A 23,288-nucleotide genomic window follows, 5' to 3' on the forward strand; every position below is an offset into this window, starting at 1 on the left:
CCGCATGCCTATGGGGCTGAATTAAAAAATGAGTTTACTAAGGAAAAAAAGGTGCGATTCATTATGAGGTACATATTCTTCACAATTTCTCTTCATATTATAGGTTGCAAAGATCAAAAACCAACCAAACTAAGCGAAGAAATAGAAGAAGTATCACTTATGAATAAATTTGAATGGCGCCCTACAGAATGTGCTCCTGAACATTATCCTGTAGAAATCTACCAAGGAAGTTTTATCACTGATGATGGTGATTATATAGTAATCCCTAGCGGAGGTACTAAAAATAACGGATGGGGTAAATTAGGTTCTACTTGGGTTGTAGGGTCCGGTAAGAAATCTATTCCTTCTAAATTAAAAATTATATGGGTTTCATACACAGAAAAACAATTTTATTTTGGAGATTTTAATTTACCAAACGATAAAATAATAAAATATTTCAAAGACGGCTATGAAGACCATAACGGAATACATAGGGAATACACTAATATAGCTGTTGGAATGGCACCTGGTGGAGTAGTTTCTGTTTGGGTTATGGGCGCAGGTTCTTATATTGAAATTGGACATTATAAAGGAAAAAAAACAGAAGTAACCATTGAAGATTTTAATCCAGATGGTACAATCACTTTAGAGGAATACTTAAATAATCGACAGCTAGAATTTTCAAGTGAAACAAAACAAGTTATAGCAAAAGAAGGAATCCCTTTTGGAAAATGGACAAATTATAGGAGATCTTATAATTGGAAACCCATTTTCAAGCATCAAGATAGAGGGGTTCTAAAAAATTTTATTAGTACATTTTACAATGGTGAATTTTATAACATCCGGGCTGATGATAAGTTGTTAAGTAAATACTCTTTACACCCACCCTCTAAGAGAATTGCTTTTAGCTGGTATGATAAATCAGGAAATAGATATGGTTCAGAGATTCTCTTCGATGAAAAAGAAATATGGAATGCTTTTGAAGAAATATATAAAAATCAAAAAACAACTGAAGCTAATTTAGTGTTAGAAATTGATAAATACAATAGTAATTTAAATATCACTTTAGAAAGTGAAAATGATACTATTCCAATAGAAAAGTCAAAAATAAAAATTTACAATTCGGCAGATTAATTACAAATAAATGTATCCCATCCCAACCTCATATGAAACAATTATTTCATGCAACGGGCAGTCTGTACCGCATGCCTATGGGGCTGAATTAAAAAATGAGTTTACTAAGGAAAAAAAGGTGCGATTCATTATGAGGTACATATTCTTCACAATTTCTCTTCTTATTATAGCTTGCAAAGATCGAAAACCAACGAAGCTAAGCGAAGAAATAGAAGAAGTATCACATATGAATAAATTTGAATGGCGCCCTACAGAATGTGCCCCAGAGCATTACCCTGTAACCATCTACCAAGGTGAATTTGCGACAGAAGAAGATGATTATTTTGAAATCCCAAAAGGTGGTGTTTTTAGTCAGGGTTGGGGTAATACTGGGTCAACCTGGGTAGTAGGTCCTGATTTCAAATCTATACCTATCAAACTAAGAATTATTTGGATTTCCTATACCGAAAATCAGTTTTATTATGGCGATTTTGATTTGCCTAAAGAAAAAATTACAGCTTTGTTCAAAAAAGGTTTTTTAGATAATACTGGTAAACAAGATGAATATACTAACCTTACCGTAGGTTTAGCCCCGGGAGGTGCTGTTTCTGTATGGGTCATGGGTGCAGGTAACTATGTGGAAGTAGGTCATTACCAAGCTACAAAAACAGATGTTGCTATGAAAGATTTTGCACCCTATGCATCCATGAACCGCGAAGAATATGTAAACGATGTACAAAAACATTTCTCTGAGGAAACTAAAAATAATTTAGCAAAAGAAGGTATTCCTATTGGTAAATGGACAGCATACAGAAAATCCTATAATTGGAGACCTACTTTTAAACACAAAGATGGCGGGGTACTTGTAGACTTCCTAAATAAATTTTATAACGGAGATTTATATAATGTAAGAGCTGACAACCCCATATTACAGGAGTTTCGAGTTTCACCTCCAACCCAAAGAATCAGTTTTGATTGGGATGATAAAACAAAAACAAGATATACCGGTGTTATCAATTTTGATGAAAAAGAGATATGGAATGCTTTTGAAAAAATGTATGAAAACCCAAAAAATACGCAAGCAGAATTACTCTTAGAAGTAGATAAATACAATAGTAGTATAAGAATAATTTTAAAAAGTGAAAATGATACTATTCCAATAGAAAAGTCAAAAGTAAAAATATATGTAACCCCTGTTTAAAAAACTAGACTATAGACCTTCTATTTATAACTGAAAAAATACATGCATCAAGCCCAAACTTCATATGAACCAATTATATCGCTCAACGGCCAACCTGTTGTACGTACCTATACCGCTGAAATAAGAAATATAATTATCAAGGGTAAAAAAGTAGAGCACTCCGCAGTGGTACTATTTTTTACATTACACTATTTAGGTACTACAGAAGAAGGCAATCTAAAATATAAAAGTAGCATACAACGCCGTTTATTTTTAGATGATAAAAATAGACCAGTTTTCAAACCTTCTAAAGCGCAAAAAATAGGCTTAAGCGTTGCTAAAATAAATGATGAATTGCTATTAGAGGTTTCTAAGAATTATCAGTTTATAGGAGTATTAAATCCGGAAGTTGTTCAGAAAAAATGGCAATCCGTAAAAAATGTACTACAAAATTCATTTACAGATTTACAAACAGTTATAGGCGATTTTGATTGGCAAATGCAAACAGAAAATATTCAAAAAATATATAAAAATGACCCTTTCTACACCTTCTTCTTTGCTAACTTTTTCTATCAAGAGTTTAATGAAAATAAATGTTTAGAACACGAAAAAACACTAGTGAATGGTATTCATAACCTAAATATTCCAGTCTTAGAAAAACAATCCATTACTAAGCAAGACACATTATTTCAAAATATAGAAATAACAACATCTGCAACACTAGAGCATACGAACAAACTATTCCCTACTGAGAAAATTAATAGGTTTATTGGAGGTTTACTAAATAGTAAAGGAAGTAAGCATGATGTAGATTTTACCTATCAAGGTGTATATAAAGTACAGCCCAGAATTGGTATTATAAATTCAGGAGAATTAAGCTATAGCTTGTTTATCAAAGATGTGTATAGCAAGACCACTACCCTAACCTTCAATTTAGAAAAAGATGAGTAGCAAAATATATGTATTAGATGGTGCATTACTCGAGTGCAACCAAGGCTTTACGCCTGCAAAACTAATGGTAACCGAAAACCAAAAAGTAAAAATCCAAGGCAAATTTAAAGCTACGGATATGGATGTACAAGTACCGCAAACCTTTGGGCAATGCAAACTTAAACCTACTAGTGGTGGTTATTTACCCTGTATTCCTGCCTTACAAAAATGGACAAAAACTACAGGCAAAGCTACCTTAGGAAAAACAAAACGATTTCTATTTGAAGATTCGGAATGTATGTGTGCTACGGGGGGTATGGTTACTATTTTAGAACCTATGCAAATAAACACTGCTGGTAGCGTACTGGAAGAATTTAAAAATATAGCCATGACGATACCGGGCGCTATGTTAGGGAATGATAAAGCTCCTAAAGTGGTAGAGAGCTATTGGATGGATGAGCATGGACAGGAGAAAGTAGAGTCCATTATATATGGAGAAAAAGCTTCAATGTTTATACGTACAGAAAACATAGCTGCCGGAGAGACCATTACTGTTAAAGTAAATGAAACCAAAAATAAAAAAATTGATGGTGAACAAGCTCAATTCATATATACTGGAACAATACAAGGAAACGGAGTTGCTAAATTAGAACTATTAGCCACTGAAGAGAATTGGAATCAAATAACAGAATAACAAGCATATGTCCAGAGATAGAGAATTAACAATGGAAATAGAGGTTGCAGGACGATCTTTTAATGAACAAAAAGAAAAATTAGCCCTTACACCTTGGCCTTCTGCCAAACCTATATTTCATTTTAGAAGATGGGAGGGCTCGTGGAATGAGTTCATGAAGGGTGACTTTGATGGATTTCATGAAACGCGTGAAGATGATTTTAAATATGGTTTTGATTGGTTAGGTGATGACTATTATGATTTTGGAAAAACAGATGATTTAAACAAAAGAGCTGGTCGTTACAATTACATCTATAATGATGTATTTAATAGTATTAAAGATCCTGGGGATTCTGGAAAAAAAGTCCCCATAGTCATGGAGGATAAAAACATAGAATCTAATGAGTCTCTACTAATAGCTAAATATAAATATAAAGCTATTTTTCAGAAAGATGCAAAACTTTATACACTCAACGAAAAAGACTATTTTCCTTCTTGGGTTACTATTCGCCAAGGCAAGACGGTTTCTTTATTAGTAGGATATCGAAATTACGACGTTACTGTTGGTCCGCAATTTGGCGACAATGATGATTCTTTTCATATAGTAGCTGAACCCGGTTATGAAAATCATTTTGAAATCAGCGCACCCGAGATCAAAAAAGAAGATTTGAATTCTAATGGACTTCCATTAGATATCACTTGTAAAAATGTTATCAATAGAGACGTTAGTATTTTGGTATACCATACAGATAATTGTACGATTAAATCTCCTGATGGAACTATTGATCTTGCTAAATATGGAACTCTAGTCGGTGAATTGAGAGTTATGAAGAATAACATTGAATATATGTTAGATGTGGTACTTGTTAGAGTACAAAGAAAAAACACAGCAGATTTTGCTAATAGCACTCTTAATGATTTAAGAAAGTTACAAAAGACAATGGGAAGAGCCTTCTCCCAAGCCTCTATAAATTGTAGTTTTTCCGTACAAACGTTATCCAATTGTAAGGACTCTAATCAATTTATAATACCCGATGAAGGGAACGCAATTAATCATAATGAGTATAAACAATATATTAATAATAAATTTTTATATGAGGAATATAAAGCCTCTTTAACCAATACAACACCAATTTCTTTTAGTCAATTTAAAAATAACCACCATGATGTAAGGAGTAATTTTGAGGGTACTACAAAAAAACGTTTTATACTATATCTCCACACCTATTACCACCGTGATGGCATCTATGGTAGCGCTGACGAAGTAGAAGAAAATATACAAAGTTCTGATAAAGGCAAATGGGCTATTTTATATAATGATGGAACAAGCTACTTTGTATCAGGAATTCATGAAGCGGCCCATAGTATGGGTTTAGCTCACTCCTTTAATAGTTATCAAACAAAAAAAACCAGTTGTTTTGATAATAATGATCGACCAGATGAATTTTCAAATGTTGATGTATACCCTTCCGGAGAATTAACCTATTATTTTCATAAAAGAACCACTGGAAACAAACATCTTTTAAGACGTGGTTGTACAGAAAATATTATGGATTATAATAATTGCTATTTTTATAATCAAGATATTTCTGTAGATTATTTAAAAGGAGCTCCTCCAGAAGGAAGGCCGGTAAATGATATTACTGAGAATAACAAAAGATATAAGACTAAAACACCTTTAAGATTTCATACAATTCCTTTAGAAGGAACTCCTCCAAAGAAAACTATTAGAAAGAATAGTATGTTTGCTATTTCATTTTACAAATGGCAATGGGAGCTTTTACAAACTGATGACGAAGTAGTTTCTCGCTAAAACTTGGCAAAAATGTTTATTCAAACTATTAAGCTTTAAGCAATAGATAGTTACTCAATACACATTCTCAATTAAAATTGATCAAAATGAAATTTATAAAAAATCCCATTTCCATTACTCTTTTATTTTTATGCGTATTTGGCTATTCACAAACAAAACTTTTACCAAACGGGGACGACTACTATCACTCTTACAGCAAAGCTAATGATACCGTTCGTATTTATGATATAGGCGATAATTTGGTTCGGGAAGCCTATTTAAAACAAGATAGGGCTGTAGATTTTTATAATGAAACAATTTTTTGGACACATCTAGAAAGCAGATACTTATTAGAAAGAAATAAATTTATAAAACCTGCAAATACAGTTTCCTACTTATATACAAAGGAAATTGAATTAGAAATTCTTTCCGGAGGGGAAAATGGTAGGTTAATACATAGACCTTATATAGTTTCCACATATGGTTTTAACGATTTAAATGGGTCAGAAGATAATTATATGGATAACCCCCTTAACCACACAGACTATATAACCAAGAATTATTCCAATGCCAAAAAGAGCTCAAATACTGAAATTTTAAAATCTAAATATCAACCAGAAACAAAAATTATAAAAAAATACAATGAAAAAGAAAATATCCATTCATGTATATTCTATAGTAATGATGTAAAACACTTAGAGCTTTTTATAAGATTTAATAATCAAGGTTTAATTTCTGATTTGTTATACATAAAAACTTACTCGAGAGGAGCAAAAGATGAAAGTAAAAATATGTGGCTAAAAAAAATGCAATATGATGACCTAGGGAATATTATAGAGGAAAAAGAATGGCGTTTCAAGGACACCAACCAAGTAGAGAATTTTATAACTGAAAAAGGGGAAGATTTATTTTTGAGTGTGATTTTTGAAAATCCAGCTAATTATTTGGATTTAAATATGGTGCTAAGTATAACAGTAGAATATGACGATAAATTTGCTACTAAATATACTTCGTTTAGAGGTAGTGATAAAATGGAAATTAATTACACATTTGATGATAAAAAAAGACTAATAACATCCAAATATTATAATAATGGTATGTATGTAACAAAATATAGCTATTTATATAATTAACTTATTTTAAATAACAATGATCCGAATTTTAATAATATTAATCCTATTTCTCTCTAAAAGTACACCTAGCTTTTCACAAAAAAAACCATTACCAAACGGAGATGACTACTATCACTCTTACACCACAGCTAATGATACGGTTCGTATTTATGATATAGGCGATAATTTGGTTCGAGAAGCCTATTTAAAAGAAGGGAGAGCTATAGATTTTAACAATGAAGCAATATTTTGGACACATTTTAAGAGTAAATACTTAATTATTGAGATGTTACCTGAATCTGAAGATATAATTGAATATTTATATACTTCTGCAAAAAGTTTTGACTCCCTTGGTTCCGAAATTTTCAATGAAAATAATGGAAAATGGAAAATATCTCGCTTTGGTTTTAAGGAAGATCTTTATGCTACATCTAAAGAAAAAAATAATGCTAATAAATATTCTACTTTAAACATTAATAAAAAAGAGACTAACGTATTAAAAGAAGAATATTATAAAAAACAAAACATTCATCACTCCACTTACTATATTGATGGCCATAAAAACTTTGAGCTTTTTTCTCGGTTTAATGACAGAGGCTCACTTTCTGATGCATTACTTGTTAGAGTTAATAATAGAGGTCAAATTAATGAACAAAAACATTTTAGGTTGAAAAAGGCGCTCTATGATAGTGTTGGAGCATTAATAGAGCTTAAAGAATGGAGAAGTACTAATTATCTTCAAATTGAGAATCTCATTGAAAAAAATGGTCTAGATTTTTTTTTAAATGTAATTTTTGAGAAACCTTTAGACTATTTTGAATTAGAAGTTTTAAGAGTCTTATCATTTCATTACGAAAATGGTAATTTAATCAAATTCAAAAATAAGTATGACCATTCTAATATATATCTAGAACATAGATATTTTTATGATGAAAAAAACAGGTTAGTTACTGATAAAGGGTTTCAAAATAAAATGCATTTATATACTACCAAATATTATTATGACTAGTTAATCCCTATTATATATCAGTTTTATTTAAATCCATTTTTTAATACAATATAAATATTATTTATGATAATGGTCAGAATATCAATCCTTTTACTACTAATTATAATTCAAAGTACATCTGGCTATTCACAAAATATACAGTAACAGAGGTAAGACTAAATAATTAAAAATGAAAAAATTTATTAGTATATTTTTCGTCGTAACGACAGCTATTTGGTTAATATCTTGTCAAGGGAAAAGAAATAATTACGAAAATAATATAGAAGGGCATACTTTTTTTAAGGTGACTGAAACGAACTCTCAAAAAATACTTTTTGAACCATGTTATGCTTCAATAGAAACATTTAAGTTTTACAAAGATTCTATTTATCATAATTGGGGACAGGAATATGATAACATTAAAAATATATCCAAAGAAGTTAAAACTGATGGTTATTTATTAAAGGGCTATAATGATAACCTAAATAAGATTAGTGAAATTAATATAAGTAGACCTAAAGGTAAAGACCTCTTTTGGACAATTAATCCTAAAGTGTTTATTGATAGTATTAACCTTGAACAAATTAAATTAGAAAAACACATAAATGAGAGTTTAAGGAAAATCCTTTTACAAACAATATTGAGAGTAGTTTTATTGTTTTAAAAAGATGCGAAAACTAAACTAGACTCGCCACTAGCGCAAGCTTCTCGCTTGTGCCATTACTGCTTTGAGTATAATAATTTTCATCACTCATTTCTTTTACTCTTTTGTATCTTACTCCCTCGGTTAAGATCGTAACGCTCATACTAACGTAATGTTTTTTTTTAAATCTTGGAGGTCCGATAGGATATTTTAAATCGAGAAATTCCTTAAAATAATTATAATGAAAAGAATTATTTTATTAATACTAATATGTACTTTCTTGTCTTGTAAAGGGCAAACAGAAAAAGAAGAAGTAGTTTCATCATTTGAGTATTTATCAGAAGAAGTTTTAAAAACAAAAACCGAAGAAGACTTACGTTTAGTCAGAAATGAAGTTTTTGCACGTAAAGGTTATGTTTTTAAAAGTGAGGATTTAAATTATTATTTTAAAACTAAAACTTGGTATACACCTAATGCTAATATAGAAATTACTTTATCTGATGAAGAACAACACTATATTGACAAGGTAAAAAGCATAGAAAATCAATTTAGCGTAGATGGAAATAAAAATTGCTTGTATTATTTAGGCCTGAATAATACAGACTTTTTCCCTTTAACCAGCGACAAATTACTTAATAATAAATTTAGGGATGATTTAGAAAGAATTAAGCTTAAAGTTTTAAATGAGGTAGTTAGGGGTAATCTTTGTGGAGGAGGAAGTGTATGGGATATTATGTATTATGAAAACATAAAGTATCTATTGTTATTTTACACTTGTGATAGTGATAATCTGTACATGAAAATGGCTATAGTTAAAAACGAAGAAGTAATAGAATTTAAGCAACTTTTCGGATCCTCTACAACACTAAATGAAGATACTACTACGGATGGCTATTATGATATCGATTTTAAATTAAACAAAGACACTTTAGAAGTTTTTAAAATTTACAAAGAACTAGCTTACAAAAATTCCGAAACAAAAGAAGATTCTTATAAAACAAAAGAAGTTAGAAGAGAAGTAACTAAATATAAACTAACAGAAAATGGTTTAGTCGAATTCTAATAAAGTATTTCACCCCCACTTGGTAGCAGGGGGTAATAACTCAGATATATAACAATTATGAAATATTTTAATTTGTACATCACACTATTAGTAATGCTAATTAGCTGTAAAGAAGAGAATCAGAATACTGGCAGTACTAAAAACACAACTACCCAAATTGATTCTGTTATTACTAACAATAAACTTGGTGTGGATTTTTTAACTGAATTCTACAAAAAGTATTATGGAGAATATAGAGTTAGAGAAGGTATAGAAGAGTATGTGTCACCTCGTATTTTAAAAAGAATGGATAGTCTAACTATAGAGGATAATCTTATATTAGATTATAACCCTTTTATTTATGGTCAAGATTGGGATGAAAATGTACTTATGAAATCTATAGAAATAAAACCTTTAAAAAACAAGAATGAATATAGGGTAAGTTTTTTTAAATTTGAGAATAATGATGAGGAAAGAACAAACATAGATTTTTTATTAAAAAACAATAGAGAAGGCAAACTATTAATTTATAGCATTCTTAATGATGAATATTTGAATTTTAAAAAGAACGCTAATATTTCTCATAATAAAACAAAATCAATTATAGATAGTTGGCAAAATGATCATATTGAGATACACATAACAACTGATAATCTAACATATTTATTCAACGGGCAATGCATTTATGCCTTTTCGGTAAAAATATTAAACGATACTGAAGTAGAACTCATATGGGGAGAAATAGGGATGGATTGTGCTAATGATATGCAGTTTAATGAAACATTTGGTTTGTCTAAAGAACTAATTCCTCAAAAAGGGAAACCATTTGCAAAATACTCATTAGAAAAAGAAGTTGTTAATGTAAATTATTATTATGAAAATTGGGTAAACTTATATAAAACACAAATAAATGTAAAGCCATTTATGAATTCATTTTATGCTAAAGATGAATAAATTAACTGATATGTAGTATTTGAGAGTTTTAAAACAGGCCGCTGGACCACAAGATATAGTCGCTAGCGCGATGGCTCTGGCTCGTGCCTATTGTGAGTAAAGGCATAGAATTAGATTAAGAAAGTACAAGAACCCACAGCATAAGAGTTGTGGATTTTTTTGCGGTTATGACCTACTAACACAAGCGTCTCACTTGGGCCGTTATTGCTTTAATTATAATAATTTTCATCACTCATTTCTTTTACTCTTTTGTATCTTACTCCCTCGATTACACCCGTGATGCTCGTACTAGTGGTACACCTAATAACTTTAATAGAAGAAAATAAAATAGACCAATTAACTAGTTAATACAATGGGAAAACATCAAGAACATAGGATTTTAAAAAAACCAAGAAATATTACAGATAAAGATAGAATTGAGGTAAGAGGTGGGGCAATAATAGAGGCTAATGAAAAAAAGTTTATTGAATCTACAGAAGGTAAGCAATTGGCTGACATTATCTTTGGTGCCATTTTCTTGCTATCAGGGTTATGGATTATATATCCTTTTGATGATTTCTTTACTTCTGATGATTTTCACTGGACTATGTTATTTCTATTATTATATCCTTTTATAGGATTACTATTGCTAATTAAAGGTGTTTTCACACCAAAAAAATATTCAAATTTAAATTTTGATCGGCTTAATGGTATTATCTCTTATCCTGCCACATTCTTCGGAAAACCATTAGAAGGCCCTTTTAATGAATTAAAAGTAGTATTTGCAGTGAGTGGCGCTATTGATGGATATTCACCGCAAGAATATTTAAAGGTAATCAATACTTTTAGGCCTAAAATAATTGATTTGTTAAAAACGATTAGCTATCAAAACCCCTATGTCGCTTGGAGTTTTATGGTATGGTATATGGATAAAAACAGGCCGCTACCTCCTTGTGAAATCTTTGACCCCTACCGTAAGCAAGATTTTGAGCGTAGAAAAGCAGAGGGTTTTCTTCGTCCACTCTATCCCAGTAATATTCCTACGCCAGAAGCTACACCAGAACAACAAGCAGAACGTGAGAAAATTGGAGGTTGGTAAATGGGAAAGAAATTATTACACTTAATTTGGTTTGTTAGGAAGATAATTAAAGGAACAAAAAACATGGAAGTAAAAGACTATAAACGAAAAATAACCCATAGAGATTACGGAAAAGCGGAGGCTGGTTTACAGCAATATGCGCATGGGGTGGATAAAGTAATTACCGAAATACCTCGAGCCGTTAAATTAGACGATATAAAACCTAAAGAAGTATTTACGCAAGTAAATCAAAAGTTTATTATACTATATTATGCCGCAAAAGTATTACCACATATGGCGGGAGGGGTAGCTTTAGCTATGATTATTATGTTCCTTATTCCTTCAGATGAAGAATGGACCTTTATGCCAATTATAATTTTTTCTATTTCTTGTATCGCCTTTGTTTTTTTTGCGGTGTATTTATTTACCATGCCAAAAAAAGAACACATTCTTAACCGGGAGGATGGTCTCATTACTTTTACGGGTTTCTATTGGCAAGCCAATGTGACCATGCCTTTTGAAAATGTAATATTTTCTTACAGCACAGGCGGTGAAGATGCAACAGGCTCATTTATGTTACAAGTTATCAGACCTACAAAGGGTCATGCATTTGACCTTTTCGGGGCTGGTAATGGGGATTGTTATCGTGATATATCCTTTATAACCTGGTATATGGACAAAAACCGCCCTTTACCTCCTGGAGATGCCTTTGATGAATATCGTAAGCAAGATTTTGAGCGTAGAAAAGCAGAATGCTTTCCCAGACCCTTGTACCAAAGCAATATACCTACCCCAGAAGCAACTAAAGAGCAACAAGAAGAACGTGAGAAAATTGGTGGTTGGTAGTGGCCGTATATTACAGATAGCTTTTAAAAAAATGTTATACCATAGACTAAAAAGGCCAATTAAAAAAAAACAAAAGCCCCGTATCTCCATACAGGGCTTTTACAACTAACTCAACCACTACTATAAACTCACTCAATATCTAATCAACCAAAAAACTATTTTATAAGTTTCTTACATCAAAGATGCAGGTTATTTAGTTTAGTTTTTACTACGATCAATGAATGGTTTAAACAATTCAGTAAATTGGATTAAAATAATGTTAATGCTCTGAATAAAGTATATAGCTTTTATTAATGAGCATTAAACTATTACCTTGTTTGCAAGTCGATAAAGGTTTTTTTATATGTTTTTGAAATTGGTACTCTATTTCCGTTTTCTAATACAACATATCCTTCATTTTCAAAACTACGTACCTTATCTAAGTGTACTATATGTGATTTATGGCATTTAAAAAAAGGGTTATCGAGAATATTGGCAAATTTTCCAATATTATAAGAGCTCGTTATAGTGGTATTATTAAGCAAATGAATTTTTGTATATCCCTCATACCCTTCTATATGTAAAACCTCGTTATAAGGGATAAAAGATATTCCCTTTATTGTTGGGATTAATAGTTTATTATTATTTGTAACATGTTCTGTTAATAAACTAAGAAGCTTAGTATTACTTTCGTTTTGTGCTTTTTGGTTTATTATATCCTTCGCTTTATTTACTGCCGTAATTAAATCATTATTTGCTATTGGTTTTAAAACATAATCTACTGCATTTTGTTTAAAAGCTTCTATAGCATATTCATTATAAGCAGTAACAAAAATTATTTGAAAATTAATTTTTGTTAGCTTTGTTAATAAATCAAATCCGTTTATTCTAGGCATCTCAATGTCTAAGAACACTAAATCTGGTTGGTTTTTTTGTAATTCTACTATTGCATCCTCTGGTTTTTGAAATGTATTCACCACTTCAATATCCGGAAAAAGTTTACTTATTTTCTGCTGTAAACCTTTTATATTAGCAATCTCATCATCTATTACTATTGCAGTTATTTTACTCATTCTGACAAATGTTTTATTATAAAAGTTACTTTACTGCCTTTATCACTTTTTTCGGGATACATTTCCGAAAAACTATGTGTCACATGCCAATCTCTAGATTGATTTAAAAAATGAATTCTATCTTTTAAAACATTGGAGGATTTTACTTTTTTTCCTAATCTCACCTTATTTTTTTTATAACCTACACCATCATCCATTACAGCTACTCGAAGCGTATCTTCACTTATATATTCAAAATTTATACGTAGTAAACCATTTGTTTCTTTATTAAAAATACCATGATTAATGGCGTTTTCAACAATAGGCTGTAGCAACATCGTTGGTATATAACTTTTAGATATATTAATGGCGGTATTTACATGTATTTTATAACTTAATTTCTCTTTAAACCTAAGTTTTTCAATTTCTAAATAGCTATTTAGAAGCTCAATTTCTTCTGATATTAATATTTCATTTTCTTTAGATAGTTCAAAAAATTTACGAATTAGTTTTGAAAATTTAACTAAATACATCTCGGAAGATTCAAAATCATTCTCATTAATAAAATACTGAATTGCAGAAAGAGAATTGAACACAAAATGAGGGTTCATTTGCGAACGTAGGGCTCTTAATTGAATTTCAGACAATTCTTTTTCTAAAATAATTTTTTGGTCCTTTTTAAACTGAATCCTTTTACTAATAAACCAGACAATGCATATTACTAAAGAACCAATAATAACACTAACTACTATTTTAAACCATAAAGTTTGCCAAAACATTGGTCTAATCATAATTTCTAAACTTTTCGTCACTACATTACCATGATGATTCGTAGCCTTTAATTCTAAAGTATACTTATTTGGTGTTAATGTATGAAGGTTTATTTGGTTAGAAGAAGTGTTGATCCAAGTAGTCTGGTTAGGCAATAAGCGGTATGCTTTTTTTAAATTATCTTGATTAGAATACTCAATGACACCAAAATCTATTTGAATGTTTCCTGAATCAGAATAATCCAGTTCTAAACAAGTTTTTTCTTGTACTTTTCCATTGAAAGTGATGCCGTCTATATAAATACGCTGCAGCTGATTATTATGATTGTTTTGGGTATTTAATGCTGTTAAACCAACATCTGTAGCTACATATAACAAACTATCTTTTACAGTTATTGAATTTACTTTGTTTGCCAATAACCCATCAGACTCATAAAACGAGGCTGCTATTTCAAAAATAGAATTATTTTCTTTTATTTGATGTACTCCTTTTTGTGTTGCAATCCAGAAAGATTTTTCATTTTCTACAAAAATATCTTCAACACTATAATCTTTAGTCGAATGTATTAATACTGCATTTTCACCATCAAAAATATAGACCCCAAAACCATCCGTACCAACTGCTATTTTTGTTTTATTTAAAGCCGCTAACTTTAGAATTGGTTTTTTGAATATTTCCCGATCAGAAATTAATTGAATACTATCTTTTAACAAAGATTTTAAACCCGATGATGTACCAATAATTAATTTGTTTTGAAGCGAAGAAAAATCGCTTATAGCATATTCAAAATAGAAATTTTCGATAGAAAGATTTTCTATATTTAACTTATTTACACCTTGATATACATTGCTATATATGGTATTATTATGATTTATAAATCTTCTCCCAATGTGGTTTTTTTTGAACGTTGAGTTATTAAATTTTATGCTTTCGAATTGGTCATTTTTATACCATATAACACTCATTTCTGTACTGTAAATAAAGCCGTCATCGTTTTTTAAAGGGTTAATTGAAAAACTATATTCATCATTTTTAAAAGAAAGATTAAATAGATTTGTGCTTTTACTTAAAGCATACAACCCTTTCTTATAAACAGAAGCCCATATTTGATGGTTTATGCTTTTTAATTCTTGAACCTTTTCATTTAGAAAATAAGTTTTGGTATTCTTCTTTGATGCTGGAAAAAAATAAACTCCCTTATTAAAAGAAGCCGCCCATATATTTCCTGTTTTATCTTTAAAAGAAAAATGAGTATCTAATTCTTCCGGAAGATAATTAACATCTGTAATACCATACTCTTTTGATATTTTGGCTACAAAATTACTACCTGTAAGCTGAATCTCATTGTTTACATTATGAAGCCTCTGGTAGTTTATTTGCTCATATTTTAATGATTCAGAAAAATTTAAAGAATAATATTCATGTTTCTTAAGATTAAGAAACATAAGTTGTTTATGGTCTATAAAATAATACAAACTATCGTTAAGCTGTGAATCGAGTTTTCCTGTACTAGTTATTAAAGATTGGTTATCAGGCGACCAAATGATTTTGTCATCTTTATCTACAAAAGAAAATGAGGTTCTGTCTTCTTCCTTTTTAATATATTTTATCTCGGAATTGCCCAGTATTCTTCCATAACTATAGTTTTTATTAATTTTCCTTTTTTTAAATACGTTCCCTTCTAACATATAATTAAACATATTAAAATTCAATACGATACTATCTTTTGTTTGACCAATAGTATTTGGAGAAAAAACTTCTCCCTTTTGTGAAGAAGGAAAAGCATAAACACTATCATTTTGTATATAACCTAGTTTTTCACTCTTTGAAAAATACCAAACCCTGTTATCTTTTGTAATTTTTATATCCCAAACATCATTTGTGGGTAAGCCATTTTTTGAGGTAAATGTTTTGAAGTTCTCACCATCAAATTTAACCATTCCCTTATCGGTAATAAACCAAATAAAGCCCTCGTAATCTTGTGTTATACGGTATACATGGTTACTTGGTAAACCATGGTTAATCGTATAATTTTTATATTGCTGCCCAAAAGAAAAACTCCATACAATTAAGAAAAAAATTAATGTATGGAGTTTTATAGTTTTCAATTTATTATAGTTTTACGAGGTGAAGATACTTTTTTTCATACTTCTATTATAAATTTTGATCTAGATCTCTTTCTGCTCGGCATACCCCTGAAATACTATGAGTAGCATTAGCACTATCTACATAACTTCCTGTAAATGAAAATTCAATAAAATCTCCTACGTTAGTTGGTATAGCTGTTGTAATTGTAGCGGTAATTGGATTTATACTAAAATCAGGAGAAATAAAAAAAAGATTTGTACTCGTAGTTTCACTAAAATAAAAACCTTTAGTAACACCATCACTAACCCCCCAGTCGTAAATGGTGCTACTATTAAAAGTTGCCATATCTGGAAAAGAAAATGTTCCGGCTACTCTTCTAAAATCATTTGTATTGGGCGATATGCCATTTGCATTAAATTCAAACTTTATTAAATTAGTAGTACTGCTTGTTTCAATGTGTATTTCTACCTCATTATCAAAAATTCGTTCTACACCATCAACAGTATATTTAAAATACTCCTGAGTATTGCCCGTTGTACTCGAACCGTCATCTGAACTACAACTACTTACTAGGTAAATAGCGGCTATACTAAGTATTGTAAAGATTATTTTCATACACTAGTCTAATAGTACACCATAAGTTCCTGTATAGTGACCTGTGATTACCTCTCCCGAAGTATTCATAAAAGTATAATCAGCATCAATTATACTATTTTCTAAATCACTTAAATCAAAATTAAACGTGTTAATAGTAATTGTAGGCACTACTGTTCCTGGAAGATGGAATGTTCCTATATTTTCATTACCCATACCAAACGCTACACTATTTACAATAAAAGAAGGAGATAATGCATCTATTTGCGCATCGTGAATGATTACAGAGTCTTCTGTGCTTGAAACTATATATGTATTTCCTGCAACAATACCTGTATTTGCTAATCCTGGATTATCAGAAACCAATACATTTAAAAATACCAACTTTGTAGTATTTAGAGAATATAAATAATCGCCAGAGGAGCCGTTTACGTTATCATCATTATCAAACATTCTACCATCTGTAAAAAAGAACGTATAGCTATCTGGCATACCATCATTATCACTATCACAATCATCTATATCTATATAGGTATTTGCCGTTTCATAAAACGTTGTATTATAGGTAAAACCATCTGTAGGCACAGTAGTGGGTGTTGTTTCATCATCATTATTATCACAGCCTATAAAACTAAACATGAGAGCTAACAATGGTATACTATATTTTATTTTTATCATAATTTTATTTTAAGAGTATTTTTAAATAGCTATAAAAAAATAATTACGGATTTACTCCGTCTATTACCACACAAAATTCTACTTCAAAGCCAGAAAGAGTTATATCATAACGAAACTCTTCACCTACTGCAGTTCCTGCTCTTTGGCAAATAACATTAACCGTAGTCGTTTGTCCATTATTTATTGTTAAATCTCCTGTACCTGTAGCATTAAGAGTAACAACATCAGTTGTAAAAACCATGCTAACATCATCTGTCTTGTAAATTTCCACTGCAGGAATCCCTGGTCCACTATTATTTGGATAATAAGTTGTTGTTAAATTAGATTCTGGTATTAATGTTTCATCATCATTATCCACATCATAATAGGATAAACCTTCATAATTACATTGACTTTCGTTTGTTGCATTTCCATCATCGTTATCACAACTTAAGAAACAAAATGCTACGGTCATTACTAAAAAAAAATTCTTCATTGTTTTTAAAATTTAGGATTATTTATAATTTGGTTTACTTGTTTATTATACGATCATGACCCATATACCTTTATAGAATATATAGGTTTCTAAATACTATAAAGCATAACATATAACGGCATGCTAGATGATAACTATCTTAAATATTTTAAAATAGCGATTAGGATTTCTTAGACATTTGGGTTTAAAAATTTTAGCACGTAAAGGTGAGTAATGAGTAGGTTAATTAATTACAAATAAACACTTTACGCACTCCATTTAAACATAGGGTTATAGGAAATGCCTGTTTCATTAAAGCAAACACTCTTTTCGTACTATTAATGATTAAATAATTCTAGTTTGGCTGAAATTAAATAGAGGTATATGAGGAACGCATAAAAGGGTTATAGTACGCTTGAAGGTTATGGTAAAGGAAAAACAGGGCTACATGGGCAACAAAACATTGGAGGGTGGTAGTTATCGTTCACTACAGCTAGCAAAAAAAATAGATTTTAAACGCAAACAATTCCCCCTTTGAAGGGGGTGCCCGGAGGGCGGGGATATAAAATAGTAGTAGTAGTAGTAGTAGTAGTAGTAGTAGTAGTAGTAGTAGTAGTAGTAATAAATTTTAATATCTAATTCTAAGACAACAGGTATAAAACACCCCAGCTTATCAGCTGTCCTCTCAAGGGATCATAATGTTAATGAAAAGAAGAAGTGAAAAAAATGATGTAAATTACTGAGCTTAAATTCATACAAAAACAGAACTAATATATGCTGCTAAGCTTACTATTGATTCTAACAAGAAGGTCTTTTTTCCATATGCAAGAGGCGGAAACAATAATCGGTATATGGGGATAAAAATTACGCCAAAATCTCAAGGACTAACCTTTTTTAATACTAGTGAAAATAAAAAAGTAAAAAATCTTCCCTTAACCGAACTACGTAAATATAAAACATGGCAAAACCAAACACGAGTTTAAAAAGAGACATTACGCATGTATCCTATCCTTCCAATAGAAAAAGAAATGACTATTGGGCAGGTTATATGCCCTTTAAAATAACTGAGAAGCCCATAGATTATAAAGACAAATATGTAGGCGAAAAAGAAGATGTTATTTTTTTAAATAATTCATATATTGTTAGTAAAGATCCTCAACATATTTTTCCATTAATTTTTGGAGGTATTGGTTTACTTTTTTTTATTTTCGAATTATTTGATTGGATCTATAAAGAGAATTGGGATTATTTAGACACCATTTTGTTACTTACGTCCATTGGTTTGGTAATTTTCTTTGCTATTTATTATTTTACAATGCCTTTAAAACAAGTAATTTATAACAGATATGATGGGTTAATTACTTTTCCTGGTTTTTTATGGAATAATGCAATAACTATGAAATTTAAAAGTATTCGCATGTTACATGCAGGCGGAGCTTTAGGCTCACCAACCGCCGATATGTTATATGTAAAACGTCCAGATAAACTTATAGGCTCTAAATATATGCTTCACGTTGGAGGTAATCTTGATACTAATTTATCGTTTATAGTTTGGTATATGGACAAGAACAGACCTTTACCCAATGGAGATGCATTTGATGATTACCGCAAAAAAGAGTATAAACGTAGGAAAGAAGAAGGTTTTCCTCCTCCACTTTTTAGAACCTTTATTCCTACGGATGAATTTAAGTTGAAATGGCGAATAGAGCGAGACAAACATTGGAAAGATATTATTTCAACTAATAAAAATGGAGATATTTCACATCAATTATGGCAATCAGCAGAAAATATTGCCCTACATGGGGAATGGAAAGAAGTTGTGCCTCAGTAAATTTTAAACGTTAAAAAAAATAAATACGATTTAAATTTTATCCTTTACAAGCCTATCAATTTGGCTACATGTTTGTAATTATTGTAACCCTAACGCTGAAAATTAAAAGAACAATAGAATTTACACTATATTTAGCCTAACAATAAAGCAACCCTAATGAAAATAATTAAAAGTAAAATCGTCACTTTCGGAATGTTTTTCCTACTCGTATTAGCCACCTATTCTTGTGGTGAATCAAAACCTAAAGGTTGGTCAGATGAAGAAAAAACCGAATTTGTATCAAGTTGTGCTAAGGCAAATAAAGGTGCTGTTTCAGATGAAAAAGCAAAAGAACTATGTACCTGTATGTTAGATAAAATGGTAGCGCAATACCCTACAATGATAGCATCTCAAGCCATGAGTGTTGATGAAATTAAAGCAATAGCACTTTCGTGTAAATAGTCTTCCAATGCCCATGACAATTCCTTTAAAATTTATAATAACTACTTTACTATTCATAAGCTTTACACTGCCTGTAGCAGCACAAGAAATAGATCCTAGTTGGGTAGAAATAGAAGCCACAATTACAGAAATTCATAAAAGTATTGGGCGCAGAGGTAGAACAAACGCTTTTGCAGATGTGACCTTTACCACAAAAAAAGAAGAAGCCATCCAGACCAGAGTAGAGATTCTAGCCATTCCCATCTATGGTTCTGTAAAATCTGCTGGTGATATAATTACAATTTATTACAATCCAGAGACACCCCAGATTGCTGCATCACAAAATGTATCCTTTTTTAATACTTACGGATTATACATTTTAATTGCAATCGGTGTTGTGATTAGTGCCATGCGGATTATTAAACTAAAGAAAAGTTATACAGAAAAATAAAACAGTCCCCATACTGATTAAAAAAAGAGCGCCATGAGGCGCTCTTTTTATTTAAGTCAAATCCTTATTCCTCCACAACCACCTACTCCTTAGCACATAATCCTTTCTTAATGTTATATTTATAATTTGTCCAACTATTTATTTTAGTTACATTTGATAAATTTTTAAGTATACTTAAAAATAGTTTAAAGTAAACCCATTATGTCTGTAGCTGTTGAGAACTTTGTAAAGGCCGTATATAAAAATGCGAAGCGTACCAATGATACCAAACCCGGTATCATTGCAAAAGAATTGGGTATTTCTAATGCTGCAGCAACAGATATGGCTAAGAAATTGGCGCTAAAAGATTTGTTGCATTACCAGAAGTACCAAAAATTAAAACTTACAGATAAAGGAAATAAAATGGCGCTTAATGTGATACGGAAACATCGCCTTTGGGAATCGCTACTCTTTAAAATGTTTGATATGTCTTTGCATGACATTCACCGTGAAGCAGAATTATTGGAGCATCAAACCTCCGACTTGCTTGCCAATAAGATGAGTGAGTATCTAGGCAATCCTCAATTTGATCCCCACGGAGATCCTATTCCTGATGAAAACGGCATCATAACCACCACAGATACCTCCATAACCCTTTCTAAAGCTATAGAAGGCAAAACATATATTATTTCTCGTCTAATGAGTGATGATAAAGAGTTTTTTGATTTCTGTGCGCAGCATGGTTTAAAATATGGTAATGCTATCGCCGTGTCCAAACAATTCATAAATAATAAAATGACTCAAATTATCGTAAATAACAATACCATATTACTTAACGAAGATTTTTCTACCATAATTTACGTGAATGAAAACTAAGCAAAAAATATTCAATACTAGAATGAAAAAATACCTCATAATTACGCTTTGTACTCTTGCTATTATAAGTTGTAAATCAGAAAAGAAAGATAACGGAAAAATAAATGTGGTTACCACCACCTCTATGATTACAGATTTGGTGAAAAATATTGGCGGAGATTACATTAACCTCCAAGGCCTAATGGGCAGCGGCGTAGATCCGCATCTCTATAAAGCTAGTGAAGGCGATGTTTCTAAACTATCAGAAGCAGATATAATTTTTTATAACGGCTTACATTTAGAAGGTAAACTGGTAGAAGTGTTTGAGAAAATGGCGCATCAAAATAAAAAAACCATCGCCCTATCAGATGCACTGGACGAAAACACCTTAATTGGTTCAGAATTCTTTGCCTCTAATTATGATCCCCATATTTGGTTTAATGTAGACTACTGGAAAGAAGCCACCAAGTATGTCGTGAAGCAATTATCTGAAGCGCTTCCAGAGCATCAGGCTGTTTTTAAAGCCAATGGAGAAGCGTATTTAAATAAACTTGAAGCACTAAAAACAAGACTGAATAAAATTATCCAAACCCTACCCGAAGACCAACGTGTTTTGGTAACGGCTCATGATGCTTTTAATTATTTTGGTAAATCTTTTGGCTTTGAAGTGGTTGGCTTACAAGGACTTTCTACGGCTACAGAAGCGGGTGTTCAAGATGTTCAAAAAATGTCAGATTTTATTATTGACCGAAAAGTAAAAGCTATCTTTATAGAAAGTTCTGTGCCTAGACGTACCATTGAGGCAGTAAAAGCTGCGGTAAATGCTAAAAACCACGATGTGGAAATTGGCGGTTCATTATATTCAGATGCACTGGGAAATCCTGATTCTATTGAAGGCACCTACATCGGTATGTTCGAGTATAATGTAAATACAATTGTAAACGCATTAAAATAATAAAATCTTGAAGCTATCTCCTGCTATCCGCTGTATCTTTTTTGAAGAAAAATCAAAAAAGTATGCCGCTACTATCAGGGCTAAACACCTATTAAAATGACAAACATAGCCGTAAAAGTAGATGATTTAACAGTGGCTTATAACTACAAGCCTGTACTTTGGGATATCGATTTAGAAATCCCCGAAGGTGTGCTTATGGCTATAGTTGGGCCCAATGGCGCAGGTAAATCTACCTTAATAAAATCTATTTTAGGAATTCTAAAACCTTTAGCGGGTAGCGTTACCATTTATGGCAAACCCTACAACAAGCAACGCTCTTTAGTGGCCTACGTACCACAAAAAGGGAGTGTAGATTGGGATTTTCCTACCACCGCATTAGATGTGGTTATGATGGGTACCTATGGTAGCCTAGGATGGATCAAACGTCCAGGACAAAAAGAAAAGAAATCGGCCTTAGAGGCCTTAGAAAAAGTAGGGATGCTTGCTTTTCAAAGCCGACAAATTAATCAGCTTTCAGGCGGGCAACAGCAACGGATATTTTTAGCACGCGCTTTAGTACAAGATGCTGCTATCTATTTCATGGATGAGCCTTTTCAAGGGGTAGATGCAACTACAGAAATTGCCATTATCAACATCCTAAAAGAACTGCGTAAAGCCAATAAAACCGTAATTGTAGTACATCACGATTTGCAAACCGTACCCGAATATTTTGATTGGGTGACTTTTTTAAACGTAAAGAAAATTGCCACAGGCCCCGTAAAAGATATTTTTAATGATGATAATTTAACCAAAACCTACGGCATTAATTTTAAAGTTAGTGTGCAGGAATAGTGGTTAAAATAAAAATTAGAAGCACTATCAAAAACACTTGA

Annotated in this window: 23 protein-coding genes; 18 read left to right on the forward strand and 5 right to left on the reverse strand. The window is 31.2% G+C overall.

The window, feature by feature from the left end; genetic code table 11:
* Positions 1-63 precede the first annotated feature (63 nt).
* From CELAL_RS19830 to CELAL_RS21710, 12 genes are all read left to right on the forward strand, one after another.
* The gene (locus CELAL_RS19830; protein ID WP_245529661.1) at positions 64-1,113 is read left to right on the forward strand and encodes a DUF2931 family protein; all 1,050 of its coding nucleotides are present in this window, start codon (positions 64-66) and stop codon (positions 1,111-1,113) included.
* A gap of 130 nt (positions 1,114-1,243) precedes the next feature.
* The gene (locus CELAL_RS19835) at positions 1,244-2,293 is read left to right on the forward strand and encodes a DUF2931 family protein (protein ID WP_148229720.1); all 1,050 of its coding nucleotides are present in this window, start codon (positions 1,244-1,246) and stop codon (positions 2,291-2,293) included.
* Positions 2,294-2,335: 42 nt separating this feature from the next.
* Positions 2,336-3,223 (forward strand): hypothetical protein, encoded by an 888-nt coding sequence (locus tag CELAL_RS19840; RefSeq protein ID WP_013552686.1) that lies wholly within the window; start codon positions 2,336-2,338, stop codon positions 3,221-3,223.
* Entirely contained in the window at positions 3,216-3,896 is a 681-nt protein-coding gene (locus CELAL_RS22015; RefSeq protein ID WP_013552687.1) for a PAAR-like protein, read from the forward strand. Before CELAL_RS19840 ends, CELAL_RS22015 begins: the two co-directional genes overlap by 8 nt.
* 7 nt (positions 3,897-3,903) lie before the next feature.
* Positions 3,904-5,688 carry a hypothetical protein gene (locus CELAL_RS19850; RefSeq protein ID WP_013552688.1) on the forward strand — a complete coding sequence of 595 codons (1,785 nt, stop codon included), beginning with the start codon at positions 3,904-3,906 and terminating at the stop codon, positions 5,686-5,688.
* 86 nt (positions 5,689-5,774) lie between these two features.
* Positions 5,775-6,800: a hypothetical protein gene (locus CELAL_RS19855; protein WP_013552689.1), complete on the forward strand. Its 1,026-nt coding sequence runs from the start codon at positions 5,775-5,777 to the stop codon at positions 6,798-6,800.
* A gap of 16 nt (positions 6,801-6,816) precedes the next feature.
* A complete protein-coding gene (locus CELAL_RS19860) occupies positions 6,817-7,788 on the forward strand; it encodes a hypothetical protein (RefSeq protein ID WP_013552690.1) in 972 nt (323 codons plus the stop codon).
* Between the two features lie 169 nt (positions 7,789-7,957).
* On the forward strand, positions 7,958-8,431 hold the full coding sequence (locus CELAL_RS19865) for a hypothetical protein (protein ID WP_013552691.1): 474 nt from the start codon (positions 7,958-7,960) through the stop codon (positions 8,429-8,431).
* 220 nt (positions 8,432-8,651) lie between these two features.
* The gene (locus tag CELAL_RS19870; RefSeq protein ID WP_013552693.1) at positions 8,652-9,473 is read left to right on the forward strand and encodes a YARHG domain-containing protein; all 822 of its coding nucleotides are present in this window, start codon (positions 8,652-8,654) and stop codon (positions 9,471-9,473) included.
* Positions 9,474-9,530: 57 nt separating this feature from the next.
* The gene (locus CELAL_RS19875) at positions 9,531-10,406 is read left to right on the forward strand and encodes a DUF3828 domain-containing protein (protein WP_013552694.1); all 876 of its coding nucleotides are present in this window, start codon (positions 9,531-9,533) and stop codon (positions 10,404-10,406) included.
* 352 nt (positions 10,407-10,758) lie between these two features.
* Positions 10,759-11,484, forward strand: coding sequence for a hypothetical protein (locus CELAL_RS21705; protein ID WP_013552695.1), 726 nt, complete (start codon positions 10,759-10,761; stop codon positions 11,482-11,484).
* Positions 11,485-11,547: 63 nt separating this feature from the next.
* The gene (locus CELAL_RS21710; protein WP_013552696.1) at positions 11,548-12,309 is read left to right on the forward strand and encodes a hypothetical protein; all 762 of its coding nucleotides are present in this window, start codon (positions 11,548-11,550) and stop codon (positions 12,307-12,309) included.
* A 308-nt stretch (positions 12,310-12,617) separates the two neighbouring features.
* On the opposite strand, the gene CELAL_RS19890 is transcribed toward CELAL_RS21710, so the two are convergent.
* The 5 genes from CELAL_RS19890 to CELAL_RS19910 are packed head-to-tail and all read right to left on the reverse strand — an operon-like array spanning position 12,618 to position 17,946.
* On the reverse strand, positions 12,618-13,361 hold the full coding sequence (locus CELAL_RS19890) for a LytR/AlgR family response regulator transcription factor (protein ID WP_013552697.1): 744 nt from the start codon (positions 13,359-13,361) through the stop codon (positions 12,618-12,620).
* Positions 13,358-16,219: a sensor histidine kinase gene (locus tag CELAL_RS21715; protein ID WP_013552698.1), complete on the reverse strand. Its 2,862-nt coding sequence runs from the start codon at positions 16,217-16,219 to the stop codon at positions 13,358-13,360. The genes CELAL_RS19890 and CELAL_RS21715 overlap by 4 nt, the downstream gene beginning before the upstream one ends.
* A gap of 46 nt (positions 16,220-16,265) precedes the next feature.
* A complete protein-coding gene (locus CELAL_RS19900; RefSeq protein WP_013552699.1) occupies positions 16,266-16,814 on the reverse strand; it encodes a hypothetical protein in 549 nt (182 codons plus the stop codon).
* Between the two features lie 3 nt (positions 16,815-16,817).
* Complete coding sequence (locus CELAL_RS19905) at positions 16,818-17,471, reverse strand: hypothetical protein (protein WP_013552700.1); 654 nt, start codon at positions 17,469-17,471, stop codon at positions 16,818-16,820.
* A gap of 43 nt (positions 17,472-17,514) precedes the next feature.
* Positions 17,515-17,946 carry a hypothetical protein gene (locus CELAL_RS19910; RefSeq protein WP_013552701.1) on the reverse strand — a complete coding sequence of 144 codons (432 nt, stop codon included), beginning with the start codon at positions 17,944-17,946 and terminating at the stop codon, positions 17,515-17,517.
* 937 nt (positions 17,947-18,883) lie between these two features.
* Between CELAL_RS19910 and CELAL_RS19915 the strand changes: the two genes are divergently transcribed.
* From CELAL_RS19915 to CELAL_RS19940, 6 genes are all read left to right on the forward strand, one after another.
* Positions 18,884-19,756 (forward strand): hypothetical protein, encoded by an 873-nt coding sequence (locus tag CELAL_RS19915; RefSeq protein WP_013552703.1) that lies wholly within the window; start codon positions 18,884-18,886, stop codon positions 19,754-19,756.
* A gap of 156 nt (positions 19,757-19,912) precedes the next feature.
* A complete protein-coding gene (locus tag CELAL_RS19920; RefSeq protein ID WP_013552704.1) occupies positions 19,913-20,197 on the forward strand; it encodes a hypothetical protein in 285 nt (94 codons plus the stop codon).
* Positions 20,198-20,204: 7 nt separating this feature from the next.
* Positions 20,205-20,627, forward strand: a complete 423-nt coding sequence (locus tag CELAL_RS19925) for a DUF3592 domain-containing protein (protein WP_013552705.1) — start codon at positions 20,205-20,207, stop codon at positions 20,625-20,627.
* Positions 20,628-20,828: 201 nt separating this feature from the next.
* Complete coding sequence (locus CELAL_RS19930) at positions 20,829-21,482, forward strand: metal-dependent transcriptional regulator (protein WP_013552706.1); 654 nt, start codon at positions 20,829-20,831, stop codon at positions 21,480-21,482.
* 22 nt (positions 21,483-21,504) lie between these two features.
* Positions 21,505-22,416: a metal ABC transporter solute-binding protein, Zn/Mn family gene (locus CELAL_RS19935; protein ID WP_041558395.1), complete on the forward strand. Its 912-nt coding sequence runs from the start codon at positions 21,505-21,507 to the stop codon at positions 22,414-22,416.
* 96 nt (positions 22,417-22,512) lie between these two features.
* The gene (locus CELAL_RS19940) at positions 22,513-23,247 is read left to right on the forward strand and encodes a metal ABC transporter ATP-binding protein (RefSeq protein ID WP_013552708.1); all 735 of its coding nucleotides are present in this window, start codon (positions 22,513-22,515) and stop codon (positions 23,245-23,247) included.
* The last annotated feature ends 41 nt before the right edge of the window (positions 23,248-23,288 follow it).

It is taken from the genome of Cellulophaga algicola DSM 14237 (assembly GCF_000186265.1).
Classification (GTDB): domain Bacteria; phylum Bacteroidota; class Bacteroidia; order Flavobacteriales; family Flavobacteriaceae; genus Cellulophaga; species Cellulophaga algicola.

Coding starts and splice junctions, on each gene's coding strand:
- CELAL_RS19930 (WP_013552706.1), top strand. CDS start 20,829: ATGTCTGTAGCTGTTGAGAACTTTGTAAAGGCCGTATATAAAAATGCG.
- CELAL_RS19855 (WP_013552689.1), top strand. CDS start 5,775: ATGAAATTTATAAAAAATCCCATTTCCATTACTCTTTTATTTTTATGC.
- CELAL_RS19830 (WP_245529661.1), top strand. CDS start 64: ATGAGGTACATATTCTTCACAATTTCTCTTCATATTATAGGTTGCAAA.
- CELAL_RS19875 (WP_013552694.1), top strand. CDS start 9,531: ATGAAATATTTTAATTTGTACATCACACTATTAGTAATGCTAATTAGC.
- CELAL_RS19920 (WP_013552704.1), top strand. CDS start 19,913: ATGAAAATAATTAAAAGTAAAATCGTCACTTTCGGAATGTTTTTCCTA.
- CELAL_RS19905 (WP_013552700.1), bottom strand. CDS start 17,471: ATGATAAAAATAAAATATAGTATACCATTGTTAGCTCTCATGTTTAGT.
- CELAL_RS19915 (WP_013552703.1), top strand. CDS start 18,884: ATGGCAAAACCAAACACGAGTTTAAAAAGAGACATTACGCATGTATCC.
- CELAL_RS22015 (WP_013552687.1), top strand. CDS start 3,216: ATGAGTAGCAAAATATATGTATTAGATGGTGCATTACTCGAGTGCAAC.
- CELAL_RS19850 (WP_013552688.1), top strand. CDS start 3,904: ATGTCCAGAGATAGAGAATTAACAATGGAAATAGAGGTTGCAGGACGA.
- CELAL_RS21710 (WP_013552696.1), top strand. CDS start 11,548: ATGGAAGTAAAAGACTATAAACGAAAAATAACCCATAGAGATTACGGA.
- CELAL_RS19925 (WP_013552705.1), top strand. CDS start 20,205: ATGCCCATGACAATTCCTTTAAAATTTATAATAACTACTTTACTATTC.
- CELAL_RS19835 (WP_148229720.1), top strand. CDS start 1,244: ATGAGGTACATATTCTTCACAATTTCTCTTCTTATTATAGCTTGCAAA.
- CELAL_RS19860 (WP_013552690.1), top strand. CDS start 6,817: ATGATCCGAATTTTAATAATATTAATCCTATTTCTCTCTAAAAGTACA.
- CELAL_RS19910 (WP_013552701.1), bottom strand. CDS start 17,946: ATGAAGAATTTTTTTTTAGTAATGACCGTAGCATTTTGTTTCTTAAGT.
- CELAL_RS19940 (WP_013552708.1), top strand. CDS start 22,513: ATGACAAACATAGCCGTAAAAGTAGATGATTTAACAGTGGCTTATAAC.
- CELAL_RS19840 (WP_013552686.1), top strand. CDS start 2,336: ATGCATCAAGCCCAAACTTCATATGAACCAATTATATCGCTCAACGGC.
- CELAL_RS19865 (WP_013552691.1), top strand. CDS start 7,958: ATGAAAAAATTTATTAGTATATTTTTCGTCGTAACGACAGCTATTTGG.
- CELAL_RS19890 (WP_013552697.1), bottom strand. CDS start 13,361: ATGAGTAAAATAACTGCAATAGTAATAGATGATGAGATTGCTAATATA.
- CELAL_RS21705 (WP_013552695.1), top strand. CDS start 10,759: ATGGGAAAACATCAAGAACATAGGATTTTAAAAAAACCAAGAAATATT.
- CELAL_RS19900 (WP_013552699.1), bottom strand. CDS start 16,814: ATGAAAATAATCTTTACAATACTTAGTATAGCCGCTATTTACCTAGTA.
- CELAL_RS19870 (WP_013552693.1), top strand. CDS start 8,652: ATGAAAAGAATTATTTTATTAATACTAATATGTACTTTCTTGTCTTGT.
- CELAL_RS19935 (WP_041558395.1), top strand. CDS start 21,505: ATGAAAAAATACCTCATAATTACGCTTTGTACTCTTGCTATTATAAGT.